This is a genomic window from Luminiphilus sp. nBUS_07, assembly GCF_051201685.1.
Classification (GTDB): Bacteria; Pseudomonadota; Gammaproteobacteria; order Pseudomonadales; family Halieaceae; genus Luminiphilus.
This window is the reverse complement of sequence record NZ_CP179213.1, coordinates 123498-140268: the sequence shown is the minus strand read 5'-3', so window position 1 is coordinate 140268 and position 16771 is coordinate 123498. Positions and strand designations below refer to the sequence as shown.

At 53.4% G+C, this 16771-nt stretch carries 16 protein-coding genes; 9 read left to right on the top strand and 7 right to left on the bottom strand.

The window, feature by feature from the left end; genetic code table 11:
* Positions 1-1425 (top strand): nitrogen regulation protein NR(I), encoded by a 1425-nt coding sequence (ntrC, locus tag ACMAZB_RS00675; protein WP_435213564.1) that lies wholly within the window; start codon positions 1-3, stop codon positions 1423-1425.
* Between the two features lie 4 nt (positions 1426-1429).
* On the opposite strand, the gene secB is transcribed toward ntrC, so the two are convergent.
* The 3 genes from secB to ACMAZB_RS00660 form a co-directional block, all read right to left on the bottom strand.
* On the bottom strand, positions 1430-1927 hold the full coding sequence (gene secB / locus ACMAZB_RS00670; protein ID WP_435218706.1) for a protein-export chaperone SecB: 498 nt from the start codon (positions 1925-1927) through the stop codon (positions 1430-1432).
* A gap of 75 nt (positions 1928-2002) precedes the next feature.
* Positions 2003-2263, bottom strand: coding sequence for a glutaredoxin 3 (gene grxC / locus ACMAZB_RS00665; protein WP_435218704.1), 261 nt, complete (start codon positions 2261-2263; stop codon positions 2003-2005).
* Complete coding sequence (locus ACMAZB_RS00660) at positions 2263-2685, bottom strand: rhodanese-like domain-containing protein (RefSeq protein ID WP_435213558.1); 423 nt, start codon at positions 2683-2685, stop codon at positions 2263-2265. Before ACMAZB_RS00660 ends, grxC begins: the two co-directional genes overlap by 1 nt.
* 154 nt (positions 2686-2839) lie before the next feature.
* On the opposite strand from ACMAZB_RS00660, the gene gpmI reads away from it, so the two are divergent.
* From gpmI to ACMAZB_RS00640, 4 genes are all read left to right on the top strand, one after another.
* Entirely contained in the window at positions 2840-4381 is a 1542-nt protein-coding gene (gene gpmI, locus ACMAZB_RS00655; protein ID WP_435218702.1) for a 2,3-bisphosphoglycerate-independent phosphoglycerate mutase, read from the top strand.
* 36 nt (positions 4382-4417) lie between these two features.
* Positions 4418-5545, top strand: coding sequence for a murein hydrolase activator EnvC family protein (locus tag ACMAZB_RS00650; RefSeq protein WP_435218700.1), 1128 nt, complete (start codon positions 4418-4420; stop codon positions 5543-5545).
* A gap of 69 nt (positions 5546-5614) precedes the next feature.
* Positions 5615-7018, top strand: coding sequence for a S41 family peptidase (locus ACMAZB_RS00645; RefSeq protein WP_435218698.1), 1404 nt, complete (start codon positions 5615-5617; stop codon positions 7016-7018).
* Positions 7019-7464: 446 nt separating this feature from the next.
* On the top strand, positions 7465-8232 hold the full coding sequence (locus tag ACMAZB_RS00640) for a divergent polysaccharide deacetylase family protein (protein ID WP_435218696.1): 768 nt from the start codon (positions 7465-7467) through the stop codon (positions 8230-8232).
* On the opposite strand, the gene hisF is transcribed toward ACMAZB_RS00640, so the two are convergent.
* From hisF to hisB, 4 genes are read right to left on the bottom strand one after another with little or no spacing between them, the layout of a single operon-like run.
* Entirely contained in the window at positions 8196-8969 is a 774-nt protein-coding gene (hisF, locus tag ACMAZB_RS00635) for an imidazole glycerol phosphate synthase subunit HisF (protein WP_435218694.1), read from the bottom strand. The two genes, ACMAZB_RS00640 and hisF, sit on opposite strands and share 37 nt — an antisense overlap.
* Entirely contained in the window at positions 8969-9712 is a 744-nt protein-coding gene (gene hisA / locus ACMAZB_RS00630; RefSeq protein WP_435213548.1) for a 1-(5-phosphoribosyl)-5-[(5-phosphoribosylamino)methylideneamino]imidazole-4-carboxamide isomerase, read from the bottom strand. Before hisA ends, hisF begins: the two co-directional genes overlap by 1 nt.
* Positions 9703-10356, bottom strand: a complete 654-nt coding sequence (gene hisH, locus ACMAZB_RS00625; protein WP_435218692.1) for an imidazole glycerol phosphate synthase subunit HisH — start codon at positions 10354-10356, stop codon at positions 9703-9705. The genes hisA and hisH overlap by 10 nt, the downstream gene beginning before the upstream one ends.
* 4 nt (positions 10357-10360) lie before the next feature.
* The gene (gene hisB, locus ACMAZB_RS00620) at positions 10361-10966 is read right to left on the bottom strand and encodes an imidazoleglycerol-phosphate dehydratase HisB (protein ID WP_435220102.1); all 606 of its coding nucleotides are present in this window, start codon (positions 10964-10966) and stop codon (positions 10361-10363) included.
* 127 nt (positions 10967-11093) lie between these two features.
* Between hisB and mutY the strand changes: the two genes are divergently transcribed.
* The 4 genes from mutY (at position 11094) to ACMAZB_RS00600 (ending at position 16734) form a co-directional block, all read left to right on the top strand.
* Entirely contained in the window at positions 11094-12164 is a 1071-nt protein-coding gene (mutY, locus tag ACMAZB_RS00615) for an A/G-specific adenine glycosylase (protein WP_435218690.1), read from the top strand.
* 29 nt (positions 12165-12193) lie between these two features.
* A complete protein-coding gene (locus ACMAZB_RS00610; protein ID WP_435218688.1) occupies positions 12194-12469 on the top strand; it encodes an oxidative damage protection protein in 276 nt (91 codons plus the stop codon).
* Positions 12470-12538: 69 nt separating this feature from the next.
* Positions 12539-13627 (top strand): efflux RND transporter periplasmic adaptor subunit, encoded by a 1089-nt coding sequence (locus ACMAZB_RS00605; protein ID WP_435218687.1) that lies wholly within the window; start codon positions 12539-12541, stop codon positions 13625-13627.
* Positions 13624-16734, top strand: coding sequence for an efflux RND transporter permease subunit (locus ACMAZB_RS00600; protein WP_435218685.1), 3111 nt, complete (start codon positions 13624-13626; stop codon positions 16732-16734). Before ACMAZB_RS00605 ends, ACMAZB_RS00600 begins: the two co-directional genes overlap by 4 nt.
* The last annotated feature ends 37 nt before the right edge of the window (positions 16735-16771 follow it).

Sequence of the window (16771 nt, the reverse complement as noted above, 5' to 3'; positions counted from 1 at the left end):
GTGTCTGAAGACCGAACAGTTTGGGTGGTTGATGATGATCGCTCCATACGCTGGGTTATGGAAAAGGCTTTAACTCAGGCGGGGCTTCTATGTCAGAGCTTTGAAACAGCAGAGGCCTTGCTAGACGCCATTGCATCAGGAGCCCCTGATGTTGTGATCAGTGATATTCGCATGCCGGGCATCGATGGCCTCGCGTTGCTGGGCGAATTGCGCGCTGAATACCCAGAGCTGCCGGTCATCATTACAACGGCGCACTCTGACCTCGACAGCGCCGTAGCCTCTTATGAAGAAGGTGCTTTTGAATACCTACCCAAGCCCTTCGATGTCGATGAAATTGTTGCGACCGTAATGCGCACCCCGACCATGCGCAAAGAACGAAGAGCCCCTGTTGCTGAACTACCCGATAAGCCCACTGAAATCATTGGTAATGCCCCAGCCATGCAAGAGGTGTTTCGAGCTATCGGCCGCCTCGCTCACAGCCAAATCACCGTCCTTATTAATGGCGAATCTGGCACCGGAAAAGAGCTGGTGGCACGGGCATTGCACCGGCACAGCCCCCGTAAAGATGGGCCTTTTATTGCACTCAACATGGCGGCCATCCCAAGGGAGCTAATGGAATCAGAGCTATTCGGGCATGAAAAAGGCGCTTTCACGGGAGCATCGGCCAGACGCGTGGGTCGATTTGAGCAGGCTGACTCCGGAACGCTTTTTCTTGATGAAATCGGCGACATGCCAGCAGAAACTCAGACACGATTACTGCGTGTTCTAGCCGATGGCGAGTTTTTCCGAGTGGGGGGCGCGACCCCGGTGCAAGCTGATGTCAGAATTATCGCAGCCACCCATCAAAACCTAGAAAATCTCGTCGCAAACGGGCAGTTTCGAGAAGATCTATTTCACCGCCTTAACGTCATTAGGATTCACCTTCCTCGCCTTGCAGATCGGCAAGAAGATATCCCAAAGCTGATGCAATTCTTCCTGAGTAAGGCTGCCCAAGAACTCGGGGTGGAAGGAAAAGTATTGTCCACTTCAGCGTCACGCTACCTTTGCCAATTACCCTGGCCAGGCAACGTGAGACAACTTGAAAATACCTGCCGCTGGTTAACCGTGATGGCCGCGGGCCGTGAGATTCATCCAAGCGACCTGCCACCTGAATTACTAGAGCCCGCTCAAACCGCACGAACTCCCGACGCCGCAACATGGCAAGACGTGCTGGCGACTTGGGCGCAGCAGAGGCTTGCTGCGGGCGAGTCCAATGTTCTGCGGAAGGCGCTGCCAGAGTTCGAGCGCATAATGATAACCGCCGCCTTAGCTCATACCGGAGGCAAACGCGCTGAGGCCGCAGAAACGCTGGGCTGGGGTCGCAATACGCTGACGCGCAAGATCAAAGAATTAGAAGAGGACGGCACCCCCGCAGGGGGCGCCTAAACGTTTACTCGGCGTCTGACTCGACCTGTGCCGCAGCTTCCTGCTGAGCCTGACTGGCAACAGCCTGTCGGTACAACGCTTCAAAGTTGACCGGAGCTAGCATCAAGGGAGGGAATCCACCCTTCACTACCAAGGCGTCAATACTTTCCCGTGCGTAAGGGAACAAAATATTGGGCCCAACCGTTGCCAAGACCTGCCGCAGTGCCTCGCCCTCAATGCCAACAACGAAGAATATGCCAGCTTGCTGAACTTCGACCAGAAACGCCGTGTCGTCTTCCATTTTAGCGGTAACCGTTAAGGTTAAAACGACCTCATGATTGCCTTCTTCGTCAACTCTGGAGCTTTTGGTATTTAGATCAATGTTGACGTTTGGCTGCCAGTTTTGACGAAATATCTGTGGCGTTGACGGTGATTCAAAGGAAATGTCCTTTGTGTAAATCCGTTGCAATGTAAATTGCTGCTGGGGTGCCTGACCCTCTGCCGCGGCTTGTTCTTCAGCCATGAAACGACTCCTTAAGTAGCTGTGTTATTAAAAGTTAACGGTGTTGTTGAAAAAAAGATGGTGAAGTCTAACCCGTCAGGCCTGTCCCGACAGCATACTATCGAGACGCCCTTGCTGCTCGAGACCGAAAAGCTCGTCGCAGCCACCAACGTGGACATCACCGATCCAAATTTGAGGGACACTAGTTGCACCGGCACGCTCTGCCATGGTGGCGCGCAGCGCCGGGTTCCCATCAACCGGTATTTCAGAGAACTCTGCTCCTTTCTTGTTAAGCAGTGCTTTAGCACCGACGCAAAAAGGGCACCAACGTGTTGTATACATAACAATTTCAGGCATCAGGAGCTCACCACTGGTAGTTTCATGGCATTCCACTCCATCATGCCGCCTGACATTTTTTGCGCTCTGGCAAAACCCGCATCTCGCAGCTGGCGTGTCGCAGTGCCCGATGACTGGCCCAGCTTACAAACTACGATGACGGGTTTGTCTTCACACCCTGAAAGCTCGGCTTTCCGAGTTCCCAATTGCGCTAGGGGAATATGCTGAGCATCGGCAATGTGCGCCTTTTTGTACTCTGCACCGTCGCGGATATCGAGAAAAATACCGCCCTCTCCGTTGACTAAATTAATCGCCTGCTGAGGCGACACTGCGGGCCCGGCTTTCCGGGATTCGTGCAGAAAAAGCATCGTTAGCGTCGCCGCCAGCCCGAGTAGTAGGAGCCACTGTTGGGCGAAAAATTCTAGTAAAAGGTCTAATTGCACGGTTGTCTCGAGAGGTGACGGGCACCCGCTGTATGCGGCGCTGGCGCGGGAGTATAACGGTTTGCATCGTAGCGCTCCAGCGGGGTTTATGGGCGTAGTGGCGGTGGCAAGGTTACAATGGCGTTTTAGCTCAAGATAGAGGACCCTCAGGATTATGAACAAGGCCGAGCAAGGACCCACCCTTTTAATCATTCTGGACGGATTTGGCCACCGTGAGGACCCCAGAGATAATGCCATCGCAGCGGCTAGCACTCCGACTTGGGATCGACTGTGGCAGACAGCGCCCAAAACGTTGATCTCTGGGTCGGGACAAGATGTGGGCTTACCCGAGGGTCAAATGGGTAATAGCGAAGTGGGACACATGAGCCTAGGGTCTGGACGCGTGGTCTACCAGTCGATCTCGAAAATAGACAACGCCATAGCCGACGGCACCTTTCACACGAATCCAGTTTACTGTCGCGGTATTGAATCGGCGGTCAGCCAAGGTACGGCTGTACATATTATGGGGCTGCTGTCTGCGGGCGGCGTACACAGTCATGAGCGTCATATTTTTGAGATGGTGCGTCTGGCGGCCGCTAAAGGGGCTACCGAAATTTATTTGCACGGGTTTCTCGATGGTCGAGATACGCCACCTCGCAGTGCGGCATCTGCGCTTCGCGCCGCTGAAGAGGTTTTTGAGCAACTCGGTGTTGGCCGATTGGCCACTATCACCGGGCGCTATTGGGCGATGGATCGTGACCAACGCTGGGATCGCTTAGAAAAAAGCTATCGGTTGTTATGTTTGGGCGAAGCCGAACATTCAGCAACCTCATCCGCAGCGGGGTTAGACGCCGCCTATGAGCGCGGGGAAACCGATGAGTTTGTGGCCCCGACGCGCATTGGCGAGCCCGCGGTGATCGCCGATGGTGATGTAGTGCTATTCATGAACTTTCGCGCCGATCGAGCTCGCCAATTGACTGAGGCTCTATCCCAAAAAGACTTCAGCGGTTTCCCACGGCCGTCTGCGCCCGCTATAGACCTTATTTGTACCACCGAATACAGCAGCCAATTTAGCTGCCCCGTCGCCTTTCCCCCCGATGTTGTTGACGATAGCTTTGGTGAGGTCTTGTCCGACAAAGGTTTGTCTCAACTGCGCATCGCTGAGACCGAAAAATATGCCCACGTTACGTTCTTCTTTAGCGGCGGACGTGAAGCACTTTTTGACGGCGAAAAACGAATACTTATACCTTCGCCAGATGTTCCTACCTACGATTTACAACCTGAAATGAGTGCTGTAGCAGTCACCGATGAAATTGTGAGCGCCATCGAAAGTAAAAGCTTTGATTGCATCATTGTTAATTTCGCCAATGGCGACATGGTGGGGCACACGGGTGTCTTTGATGCTGCAGTTGCTGCCGTGGAAACTCTTGATGCTTGCCTTCATAGAATCGAGAAAGCCGTACTTGCCGCAAAAGGACAGGCCCTCGTAACCGCAGATCATGGCAACTGTGAACAGATGCGTGACTACGTCAGTGGTCAAAATCACACGCAACACACCACGGAGCATGTGCCACTTGTCTACCTTGGGAGTCACCGCGCAACGCTGCGTCAGGAGGGCGGCATTCTCGCCGATGTTGCGCCCACCTTGCTCGCTTTGATGGGTATTGAACAGCCGAACGCTATGACCGGCACCTCACTGATTGTGTCTGAACGTTAATTTATGACGCCGTTACCGAGGAGCTGGATATTACCCTTGGCCATTGTCAGCATGCTGGCCTTCATAGGCACTGCCGACGCGCAGATCACTCAAGAGCAAGAGACCCAGGCGCAGCTGCAAGCCCTGCAAATTCAGATTAGTGAAATTCAAAACGGGATCGCAGAAAAACAAACCAAAAAAGATGATTTACAAACCCGTCTTGCCGATGCGGAAAAGTCTATTGGTAAGCTGGAGCAACGACTGCGCAATATCGAACAGAAGATAGCCAGCGAGCTACCTCGTCTTGCAGCTCTCGAAATGGAACGCGATCGACTTCAAGACGATGTCGTTACAGAACAAACCAACATGACGCGAGACTTTAGGACGCTGTGGGCGCTTCGTGAGGGCGGCGGGCTACGCATTCTTTTTGGTGATCAAAGCCCTAACGAGGTGGCACTCAACCTTGCCTATTTTGACCGGGTTCTGCAGCAGCGTAGTGATGCGGTAGCTCGCTACCAGACACTGCTGCGACGTATTCAAACCAATGCCGACGCGCTACGAATATCTCAAGTCGAGTTAGCCCAACAAAGCGCCGCTTTAGAGGAGGAGCGCCTGCTTGCAGCGGGATTGCAGAAGGAGCGTCGCTCAGCCCTATCTGCTATTGAGGCATCTTTATCAAACGACACTAGTCGCATGGCACAGCTGCAGCAGGATCAAGCACAACTGACCGATTTGCTCTTAGAGCTGGAGCAACGACTCAGTGACCTCAACACACCCACCGCATACATTTCTTTTGAGGAAGCCAAAGGGCAAATGGTCTTCCCTGCACAGGGAAAGGCCAGCAACCGCTTTGGTGCTTCTCGAAATTCAGGGGACATGCTTTGGCGCGGTTGGTTAATTCCCGCACCCGAAGGGAGTAATGTCCTTGCGTTGCACCACGGCAGAGTGGTTTATGCGGACTGGCTGCGGGGTCAAGGCCTTTTGCTTATCTTAGATCACGGTGAAGGTTACTTCAGTTTATACGGGCAGAATCGGAGTCTGCGCCGTGAGGTAGGTGATTGGGTAACTCCTGGCGACGTTATTGCGACAGTAGGCGCCAGCGGCGGCGCTCTTGAACCGGCTCTGTATTTTGAAATACGCAGTGCAGGCAAGCCCGTTGATCCGGGTCGGTGGGTTAAGCGCTGATCTGTAGCTCCAGTTAGACACCACAATCGGGTACCATAACCGTCTCATTATTCAGGACACAGACGCCTCATGCGGTCTCTCCCCTTTGTTACGATCACGATGTTTTTGGCTGTTTTTGCAACTACCGGCCACGGGCAGCCCACCGAACTCCCTACGGAAGCAGTCAGCCCTGCCATCGAAGCAGCCAGCACCTCACCTAAAGCGACAGAGCCCAGCTCTGACGCCTCAAAAGGTGCGTTACCGCTCGCTGAGCTACAGACCTTCGCTGACGTTTTTCATCAAATACGTGCTGGTTACGTGGAAAAAATCGACGATAGCAAACTGTTTGAATATGCCGTGAGAGGCATGCTTGAGGGTCTGGACCCCCATTCTGCTTACCTCACTAAGGAAGACTACAGCGATCTGCAAACGACCACGGAAGGAGAATTTTCTGGGCTAGGTATCGAAATTGGACGCCGGGGCAGTTACATCGAAATCATAGCGCCTATTGACGGCTCTCCAGCCGTAGCAGCAGGCCTGCAAGCCGGGGACGTGATCCTCAAGCTCGATGGAGAGTCGGTCAAGGGAATGACCATTGATGAGGCTGTTCAGCTGATGCGAGGCCCTATTGGAACGCCTATTGATTTGGAGATTGGTCGTCGCGGCCAAACGGAGCCCCTTGAGATCACCGTAGTACGAGATGCCATTAAAGTGGCCAGCGTTCGATCCCGAATGCTGGCACCTCATTACGGCTATTTGCGTATTGCCCAATTTGGCCGACCCACAGGAGAGGAAGCCAGCAGCGCTTTAAATGACCTGTTTTTGGAGGGTGAACTCAAAGGGCTGGTGATAGATTTACGCAATAATCCCGGGGGAGTACTCGGTGCCAGTGTGGCCGTCTCAGATCTATTCATGGACAGTGGTCTGGTTGTTTACACCGAGGGTCGCCACCCCAGCTCGAGGGAGCGTTTTGAGGCAACACCCGGTGACCGCCTGGCCGGCGCACCCATTGTTGTACTTATCAATGGCGGCTCTGCCAGCGCCTCTGAAATTGTCGCGGGTGCTCTGCAAGACGTGGGGCGCGCTGTGATCATGGGCACCCGCAGTTTTGGCAAAGGATCGGTCCAAACGGTATTACCCGTTTCAGAGACCCGTGCCGTAAAACTCACCACCGCGCGCTACTTCACGCCAACTGGCCGTTCCATTCAAGCTGAAGGTATCGTGCCTGATATTGTGGTTGAACGGGCTCGCGTTACCAGTATCGAGGGACGGCAAATTAAGGAGTCGGATCTCAAGGGGAGTTTGGACAGCAGTGCAGACGCCAACCCTCAGGACGCAGGCTCTGAAAGCGAGTCACTGGCGGATTTAAGGGAAAGCGATAACCAGCTTTATGAGGCGCTTACCCTTCTGCGCGGGGTCAATCTCTTAGTGAAACGCAATGTGCCCCCGCCTGCTGAAGACCAAAACAAGGCAGCTGTACCAACCACCGAATAAATAGGCGCCTATTCGAATTGGGAAAACGGCACCGCAGCGTTTATCCCCACCCAGCCTCCTGCCTTTATATCCTGCCCTTAACGGTTTTTCGGGGCTTTGTGTCGCCCCCTATCTGCCGCGCTCCAGATCCGATCCGGCAGAAAAATCTTGCCAAAAATCAAAGCTATCCACAGAGTTTTTCAGGCCGCTCTAGCCGGAAATAATATTTCAGTCGGAATGTGAGTGCCCACTTACGTCAATTGAACAGGTTTTACACAGGTTCTTATCGCCAAGAGGCGGTTGCATTCCAAACATGAGCAGCATATCTTGGGGTATTAGGATAATAAAACCCCTAAATGTGGGGGTCAATTGACGTTCCAAAACGCTCAAAACCCCGGCAAACGTCGGAATAACACACGCATTCTGCAAGCTATGGAGTAGATGCCATTACAGTAAAGCTGCACTTAGTGGGGGTTTTACTACTTGGAACTTTAGCCAGTCAGTGGCTAGAGGCAGCAACCTGCCCCCTGCATCGCCACGGCAATCTTGCAGTCATCATTGACGATCTGGGCTACAACCTCGATACAGCTCAAGTAGCAGCGGCGATACCCGCTCCCTTAACAATGTCTGTCATTCCGGGAACACCTTACGCCATGGAAGTCGCGGATCTGGGAGCAAAACGCGGCAAAGAGGTCATGCTGCATATGCCGATGGCTGCGGTACGTACCCAAGTGTCAGACCCTCTTGTTTTGGACAGACAGCTACCAGTTGCAGACATCAGTCAGCGGGTAAGAGAGGCCCTGCAGTCGGTACCCGGCGCTGCCGGAATGAACAATCACATGGGTAGCGCACTGACCACCAATCGTCGCGCGATGGATGCGCTAATGTCAGAACTAGCAGCTCAGGATATGTTCTTCATTGATTCAAGAACCACCGCGGAAACCGTCGCTAGAGATGCGGCCAAAGCCCAAGGTGTTCCCAGCGCCTCCAGAACCGTATTTCTTGACAACAAACCAGAACTGGCGGCGGTGGAACGTCAAATAAAAGAAGCCGTTCGTCGGGCATTGGTAGAGGGGTATGCCATCGCAATAGGGCACCCACACCCCGCAACACTGACCGCACTAAGTCGAGCACTGCCGCGATTACCAGCAGATGTGACCGTTGTCAGCGCGTCACAAATCGCGCGCTGTCACGAGAATCATCGACGAACCTCGATGCCTCGCGCGGCGAGATAATCCTTGGCCTCGGGAATCGTAAACTCTCCGAAGTGAAAAATACTGGCCGCCAAAACAGCATCTGCTCCACCCTCGGTGATTCCATCTGCTAAATGGGCCAACGTGCCCACGCCACCTGAGGCAATCAGAGGGATATCTACGGCGTCGCTGATTTGACGGGTAATGGTCAGTTCAAAGCCATCACGCGTACCATCGCGGTCCATGCTAGTTAGCAAAATTTCCCCCGCACCCTTGGCTGCCATTTTTCGCGCCCAAGCTACTGCCTCAATGCCCGTCGGCTCACGACCGCCATGGGTGAACAACTCGTAACGAGGGTGCTCTAGATCGCTACTCACTCGCTTTACGTCCATCGCAACCACAATGCACTGCGCACCAAACCGTGCCGCCGCAGCCTCAACAAGATCGGGATTATGAATGGCGGCTGTATTAATACTCACTTTATCAGCGCCGGCATTGAGCAACGCCCGAATATCACTCAGGGCGCGTACACCCCCCCCAACAGTGAGCGGAATGAAGACCTCTCGAGCAATACGCTCAACGGTTTGTACCGTGGTGTCGCGCTGCTCGTGACTCGCAGTAATATCGAGAAAGGTTATCTCATCGGCACCCTGTTCGTTGTAGCGCCTAGCAATTTCAACCGGATCACCGGCATCCCTAATGCCTACGAAATTAACACCCTTAACAACCCTGCCTTGATCAACATCGAGGCAGGGAATAATGCGACGCGCTAGAGGCATTAATCAACGCTCTGCATTGCAGCAACACAAGCCTGTGCTTCTTCCAGATCCAGAGTTCCCTCATAAATAGCCCGCCCGGTTATTGCCCCCATGATGCCCTGGCGCCCATATTGGGCAAGCATTCGGATATCGTCGAGGTGGGAAATCCCCCCAGAGGCAATAACTGGAATAGAGGAGGCTTTGGCCATCTCTAACGTGGCCACAACATTGACACCTTGCATCATTCCATCTCGATCAATGTCGGTATAAATAATCGCGCTGACACCCGCCTGCTCAAAGCGCTTGGCAAGCTCTGTGGCCTGAATATCGGACACTTCCGCCCAACCATTGGTCGCTACCCAGCCATTTCTCGCATCAATACCCACCATTATCCGCCCGGGGTATTCTCGGCACGCAACCCGAACCAAGGCAGAGTCTTTGAGAGCAGCAGTGCCAATAATGATCGACTCAACGCCCAGAGCCAGATAACGCTCGATTGTCCCGAGGTCACGGATACCGCCCCCGATTTGAACCGGCATATCCCCCGTAGTGGCAAGAATCTCAACAACGGCGTCATCATTGACAGGCGTCCCCTCAAACGCGCCGTTTAAATCAACAAGATGCAGTCGCTGCGCACCTTTGTCGCGCCAAATTTTGGCCATGCCCGCAGGGTCATCAGAAAATACCGTGCTTTGCTCCATGAGGCCTTTGCGCAGGCGCACACACTGTCCATCTTTGAGGTCTATAGCCGGTATTACGAGCATGTTCCGTCCCATGTCAGAAAGTTTGAGAGCAGCTGCAGCCCCGCCAAGTGGCTTTTTTCAGGGTGAAACTGCACGGCAAAGAGGTTGTCTCTAGCCAAGGCTGCGCAACCCGTCACACCATAGTCGAAACTGCCTACCATTATCGAGGGGTCGCGAGGTTCAACCCAATAACTGTGCACAAAATAAAAGCGCGCTCCATCTTCTATGCCCGCCCACAGTGGGTGAGGCTTGGTTTGCACCACTTCATTCCAACCCATGTGAGGTACTTTTAGACGCTGGCCCTGCTCATCCTGCAGACCTGCGCCAAAGAAATTAACTCGGCCCGGAATAACGCCCAGTGTGTCTACACCACCATTCTCCTCCGAGTGATCGAGCAACGCTTGCATGCCAACACAAATCGCCAAAACCGGTTGATGCGCTGACGCCAGCGCCGCCTTCAATAATCGGTCGCAGCCCAAGCGTTTAATTTCAGCCATGCAGTCCTGAATAGCGCCGACACCCGGAAAAACAACGCGCTCGGCCCCAGCAATGACGTCGGGATCATGACTGACCACAACGCGGGGGGCTCCCGCATGCTCCAATGCAGAGGCAACCGAATGCAAGTTACCCATTCCGTAATCGATAACAGCGACATAACTTGTCACGGCGTCAGAGCGTACCTTTTGTGGAAGGCGTGATACCCGCCATCGCCGGATCGGCGGTAAGCGCCATACGCACTGCACGGCCGAAGGCCTTAAACACCGTTTCAGCTTGGTGGTGCGCGTTGTGGCCCTTTAAATTATCAACGTGCAAAGTCACCAAGGCGTGGTTGACGAAGCCCTGAAAGAATTCCACAAAGAGATCGACGTCAAAAGACCCGATCATGCCCCGAGTGAAAGGGACCTCCCAGACAAGCCCCGGGCGCCCCGAAAAATCGACTACGACCCGTGATAGTGCCTCATCTAAAGGCACATAAGCGTGCCCATAGCGCGCTAAACCCGTCTTTTCACCTACCGCTTTGTAGAAGGCTTGGCCAAGGGTAATGCCAATATCCTCCACCGTGTGGTGTCCATCAATGTGCAGGTCGCCTTTGGCTATGATTTTCAAATCGATCATGCCGTGACGGGCAATCTGATCCAACATGTGCTCGAGAAAGGGAACGCCAGTATCAAATTCCGCCTGCCCTGAACCGTCGAGGCAGAGATCAACACTAATGCTCGTCTCCAAGGTTGTTCGCTCGACACTAGCGCTTCGAGGCGTCGTTACCGTAGCCATGACCTGTGCTCCTGGGAAATAGATGCCATTTGGGCTGTTGCGCGTTTGGCGCGCTACAATGGCGGTCATTGTATCTGAGAAGCGCTCGCCGTACATGTGATCAATTGCCGAGCTTAACGGTGAGCCGATGCCAACCATGACCTCTTTTTCCTCAAGACTTCTAAACTGGTTTGACCTTCACGGGCGCCATGATTTGCCCTGGCAGGCCTCTAAAACCGCCTATCGGGTGTGGCTGTCAGAAATCATGCTGCAACAAACCCAAGTGCAAACCGTTATTCCCTACTTCGAAAGGTTTCTTGTACGGTTCCCGTCAGTGGAGGATCTTGCAGAAGCCCCCGAGGATGACGTGTTACACCTGTGGACAGGGTTAGGGTACTACGCCAGAGCGCGCAACCTGCACCGCGCAGCCAAACTTGTCGTCAGCGATTTTCAGGGACAATTCCCTCAGGACCTAGAGGGCTTACTCAAACTTCCTGGAGTTGGGCGATCGACAGCTGGAGCGATACTCAGTCTTGCCATGGGCATTCGAGCACCGATCCTCGATGGCAACGTCAAACGGGTATTGGCAAGACACAATGTTGTATCGGGGTGGCCGGGCAGCACAAAAACGCTGAATAAGCTTTGGGCGCTCGCCGAAGAATACACCCCCACCGAACGTGTGGCGGACTACACTCAGGGGATTATGGATTTAGGCGCAACGTTATGCACTCGCGGTACACCTCGGTGCCAAGACTGCCCCCTCACCGATACCTGCCAGGCACGCAGTCGTTCTGAACAAGGACATTTCCCCGGGAAGAAACCTCGGAAAACCTTACCTGAACGTGAAACTTACTTTGTCATCTTTCAACAGCCAGATGGCTCTGTGCTAATGGAAAAGAGACCCCAACAAGGTATCTGGGGAGGGCTGTGGTGTTTTCCCGAAACTCACAGCAGCGACGAGTTACCGGCCAACCTTGCTATCTTGAGAACCCTAGCTGGGGATGCAGGCATAAACCTTGACCCCATCAAACACAGCTTCAGTCACTACCGGCTAACCATACGCCCCATCCTGCTCAAGATTAACCGCGCACCCGAAGGAGTGGCTGAGGTAAACTGCACTCAGTGGATTGATCCGCGGGCGCCAAACAATATTGGTTTACCGGCCCCAGTCACCCAAGTTTTAAGTACTTTGATACTGCATCAGAAACCCCACTCATAACTAATATTAAGCACTTAGGGAGCCCCACCATGGCGAGAATGGTTTTTTGCAAACATTTTGGCGAGGAATTGGAGGGCCTTGAGCGGCCGCCACTGCCGGGCCCCAAAGGACAGAAAATTTTCGAGGAAGTGTCAAAAAAAGCTTGGCAAGCATGGCAAGCCGAACAAACGATGCTGATCAACGAAAAACAATTGAGCCTGATGGACCCTGAAGCGCGTAAGTACCTGCAAGACCAAATGGACAAGTATCTCTCAGGCGAAAACTACGATCGTGCCGAGGGATTCGTACCCCAACAAGACGACTGAACTTCAGTCAGCAGCACCCAACACTTTTATGAGTGACTTTTACCTGACAGCTCAACTTCGGATCTACCCATGCGCATAATTTCGTGGCTCATTACTTTGCTTGTTTGCCTTTTGGTCACCGGCGGTCTCGCTGGCTTCAAGTATCGGCAAGTCACCAACGCTATGGCCATGGCCGCCAGCTTTCCGCCGCCTTATTCCGTGGTGACTTCTACCTCAGCACAACAGCAAGAGTGGACTGCAGTCCGGCGCCTTACCGGTACAGTGAGGGCCCCAGAATTCGTCGAACTAACCGCAGAGGCTACTGGACGCATTGTCACACTGGGCGCGCCCGCCGGTGCGATTGTTGCGAAAGACGACGTGATTGTGCAGCTATTTGATGAGGACCTGCGAGCACAGCAGGAAGCTTTGAGCGCAGACCTCAATCTTGTGAAGCTACAGCTGAAGCGCACCCGGCAACTCAGAAATGAAGGGATGGCCTCACAAGACCAACTCGATACCCTAGAAGCCCGTGACTTGAGTCTCAAAGCACAGATAGCGGCAACCGAGGCCCAAATCAGTCGGCTCTCCATGCGCGCACCCTTTGCCGGGAAACTCGGCATCTACACCCAGTCTTTGGGGGATCTCATGCAGGCTGGAGACCGGCTCACGACACTGAACGGTATGGGTGAGACACGCTGGATCGACTTCAAAATACCTCAGGGCGTTGCTCGAGTCGCGGTAGGCGATACCGTCAGATTGCTGTCCTTAGATAAAGAAATGATTGGCGAAGCCAAAATCACTGCCGTCGCAGATGCATTAAGCACCGGGCTACGCGCCTTTGATGTGCGGGCCGAAGTCGTCAACGCACAACTTCGCCACGGCGAACTCGTACTGATAGAAGTCAGAACCCGGCAACCTGAAGTTGTTTTTACATTGCCTGCGCCCGCGGTGCGCTGGGATACCGAGGGGCCTCACGTTTTCGTTTTAACGGCGGGTGAACCCGACGCCTATGTTCCCCTCGAAGCTCAACTCCGGCGTATCACCGTTATCGGTGAGCGACGCGGCACCGTCATGGCTCAGGGTGATCTGCAGATAGGCGATCAAATTGCCGTCAAAGGTGCCTTTAAGCTAAGTGATGGCAGCCTCGCTAAATTGGCCAGTGTGAGCACTGGCCAATGACTGAGCACCCAGAAAGCAGAGCACGGTGGACCGATATTTTCGTTCGCAGGCCCGTAGTGTCTGTTGTGCTGTCTTTGGCAATGCTTCTAATAGGGGTCCGGGCTGCCACGACGTTACCTGTGATTCAGTACCCGGTTATTGAGAGCGCCTCCCTAGAAATTAATACGTTTTACTCGGGCTCCAGTGCTGAAACAGTCCGTGGATTTATCACTGAACCGATTGAACGAGTGGCCTCCAGCATCCCTGGCGTTAACTATGTTGAATCGACAACAACAGCGGGCCGCAGCCTGGTTAAAGTTTGGCTAAAACTCAACGAAGACAGCACTGACGCGCTGGCAGAGCTCAACACGCGACTCAGCCAAATCCGGTTCGAACTGCCCGAGGGCGCTGAAGATCCCGCCATAGAAATCGTCCGGGCTGACAGCCCCTATGCGAGTTTTTATCTAGCGATGTCGATACCTGAGGGGGAAACTAGCTCAAGCATTACCGACCTCATGCAACGCGATGTATTGCCTCGACTGACGTCACTACCCAATGTTCAGAATGCGATCAACTCGGGCATCCGACCCGCTATGCGCATTTGGGTCGATACCGCAAGGATGGCAGCCTTAGATGTAAGCACCGGCGACATCCAAAATGCGTTGCGCCAAAATAACGTCATTAGCACCTTGGGACGCTCTCAAAATAGCGTACAGCGCATAAACCTAGTGACCAACACAGAAGCCAAAACTCCCGAGGACTTCGCCAATATTTTGCTTCGGGCAGACGGAAATGTAGATATTCGCCTTGGGGATATCGCTCAGGTCATTGCAGGGTCAGAGGAACAAACTCAGCTTTCGCGCCACACGATGCTCGATGTTGTTTTCATCGGCATTTATCCCGCACCGGGCGCTAATGAAATTGCTGTCGCCGATGCGTTATACGCCGAGGTCGATGCCATTAACGAAACTCTTCGGGAGGATCTCGAATTCTTTATCGCCTTCGACGTCACGCGGTACATGAGAACCTCGTTAAAAGAAATTTTTATCACCCTCGGGGAAACAATCTTCCTTGTCGGGTTTGTCGTTGTCGCGCTCATGGGGTCACTGCGCACAGCAATCGTCCCACTGCTGACCATTCCTATCTCATTGCTTGGGGCAATGGCCGCCATGTCGCTCATGGGGTTCTCACTCAATTTGCTCACCATACTCGCCATCGTTTTATCGGTGGGGCTTGTGGTCGACGATGCGATTGTTGTCGTTGAGAATGTGGCACGCAATCTTAGGCAAGGCATGACACGTCGTGAGGCAGCATTGCGTTCTTCACGCCGCTTGCTAGCGCCCATTATTGCGATGACCCTGACACTCGCGGTGGTATATGCGCCCATCGGTCTTCTCAGCGGTCTTACCGGTGTTCTTTTTAAAGAGTTTGCTTTCACCCTAGCCATCGCAGTTTTAATTTCAGGCCTGGTGGCACTCACGCTCTCTCCAATTATGAGCGCCTGGGTCTGCCCCTCTCACGGCGAAGAAACAAGAACGACACGTTGGGTTAATCGTCGTTTTGATATCACTGCCAACCGCTACGCACGCATCGTCGATTTTTCAATTCGCTTCCGCTGGCAGCTAATTTTCACGGGCATTTTTTTTAGCCTTCTCACTGGGCCGCTTTACCTCCTGTCACTCAAGGAGCTCGCACCCGTGGAGGACCAAAGCGGCGTCACGGTCATTGCAGACGCCGCACCGGAAGCCGCCATTGAAGATACATATCAGGGTATGAATCAGGCGGTAAAGACCATGGGCTCCTTTGAAGGAGCAACCGAAATCTGGCAAATGATCATGCCTTCAGCCAGTTATGGCGGTCAGGATTTCACGGATCCTGGGGACCGCAGCCAATCGATTCAAGACATGCTTTTTTCCATGTATGGCGCGCTTCAGGAAATCCCCTCTCTCAGTGTTTTCCCGGTCGCTGATTCAGATCTACCCTCACCAGGACAATTTGATGTTGAGGTGGCTATTGCCAGTTCAGATGATGCCCAGACCATGCTGCCCTATGCTCAGGCTTTGGTGCGTGCTGCCAAAGAGTCAGGGCTGTTTTTATTCGCAGATACCGATCTACGGGTCGATCTGGTTGAAGCTCGCATAAACTTCAACAAGCAGCGGCTAGCCGATCTAAATATGAGTCTTGATGATGTTGCACGGCAAGTTGGACTGCTGAATTCAGAGGCCTACATTACCCGATACGATGACCGCGGCAGAGCCTATCGTGTCATACCCAAAGTTGCCCAGTCAGAGCGAGATTCTCCAGATGCCATTTTAGACTTTCCCATTCGCACGTTAACGGGAGAGCTTATTCCTCTCGGTGCTATCGCGACCTTGGAGCGCACGACCTCGCCGAGAGCGTTAACGCGCTTCCAGCAAAAAAATGCCTTCAAAATTTTTGGTGGCGTGATTCCTGGAACCACCAAAGAACAGGGCCTCAGCTTTATCGAGAAGAAAGCTGCAGAAATATTACCGAGCAACTACATTCTCGACTACACCGGCGAATCAAGAGAGCTGCGCAGTGAAGGCAACACGCTATTGGGTGTTCTATTAGCGGCCATGGCACTGGTATTTTTCGTTTTAGCTATTCAGTTCAACAGCTTCCGCGATCCACTCATTATTTTACTGGGCTCAATTCCACTCGCGCTCTTTGCCGCACTGTCTATTACCTTCGTCAACCTCACCACGGTCAATATTTACTCCCAGGTGGGACTCATTACCCTCGCTGGTCTAGTCGCAAAAAACGCGATCCTGATTGTTGAATTCGCCAATCAAGCCCAACGTGAAGGGCTCGACAAAATCGCTGCGATCCGTGCCGCTTCAGTGGGCAGATTGCGTCCGGTGCTGATGACAACGGGTGCGACGGTGTTGGGACACTTGCCGCTGACCTTAGTTACTGGTGCTGGCGCAGAAGCCCGAAACAGCATCGGTTTTATTTTGGTGGTAGGCATGCTGATCGGCACCTTTTTTACCCTTGTGCTGCTTCCCGCCATTTATGCGGTATTAGCTTCTGACCACCGCTACGATGAAGAGGGGGCAAAGTCGGGACAGCCAGAGCCCATGATCGAAGGCTCTGCGAATCTGTCTTGACCTTCGTGCTCTCCACAGGTTTAATACGCGGCCTCCG

Excerpts from the sequence above, each read along its gene's own strand:
- secB (WP_435218706.1), bottom strand. The coding sequence starts at position 1,927 with ATGGCTGAAGAACAAGCCGCGGCAGAGGGTCAGGCACCCCAGCAGCAA.
- grxC (WP_435218704.1), bottom strand. The coding sequence starts at position 2,263 with ATGCCTGAAATTGTTATGTATACAACACGTTGGTGCCCTTTTTGCGTC.
- gpmI (WP_435218702.1), top strand. The coding sequence starts at position 2,840 with ATGAACAAGGCCGAGCAAGGACCCACCCTTTTAATCATTCTGGACGGA.
- ACMAZB_RS00645 (WP_435218698.1), top strand. The coding sequence starts at position 5,615 with ATGCGGTCTCTCCCCTTTGTTACGATCACGATGTTTTTGGCTGTTTTT.
- hisF (WP_435218694.1), bottom strand. The coding sequence starts at position 8,969 with ATGCCTCTAGCGCGTCGCATTATTCCCTGCCTCGATGTTGATCAAGGC.
- hisA (WP_435213548.1), bottom strand. The coding sequence starts at position 9,712 with ATGCTCGTAATACCGGCTATAGACCTCAAAGATGGACAGTGTGTGCGC.
- hisB (WP_435220102.1), bottom strand. The coding sequence starts at position 10,966 with ATGGCTACGGTAACGACGCCTCGAAGCGCTAGTGTCGAGCGAACAACC.
- mutY (WP_435218690.1), top strand. The coding sequence starts at position 11,094 with ATGCCAACCATGACCTCTTTTTCCTCAAGACTTCTAAACTGGTTTGAC.
- ACMAZB_RS00610 (WP_435218688.1), top strand. The coding sequence starts at position 12,194 with ATGGCGAGAATGGTTTTTTGCAAACATTTTGGCGAGGAATTGGAGGGC.
- ACMAZB_RS00605 (WP_435218687.1), top strand. The coding sequence starts at position 12,539 with ATGCGCATAATTTCGTGGCTCATTACTTTGCTTGTTTGCCTTTTGGTC.
- ACMAZB_RS00600 (WP_435218685.1), top strand. The coding sequence starts at position 13,624 with ATGACTGAGCACCCAGAAAGCAGAGCACGGTGGACCGATATTTTCGTT.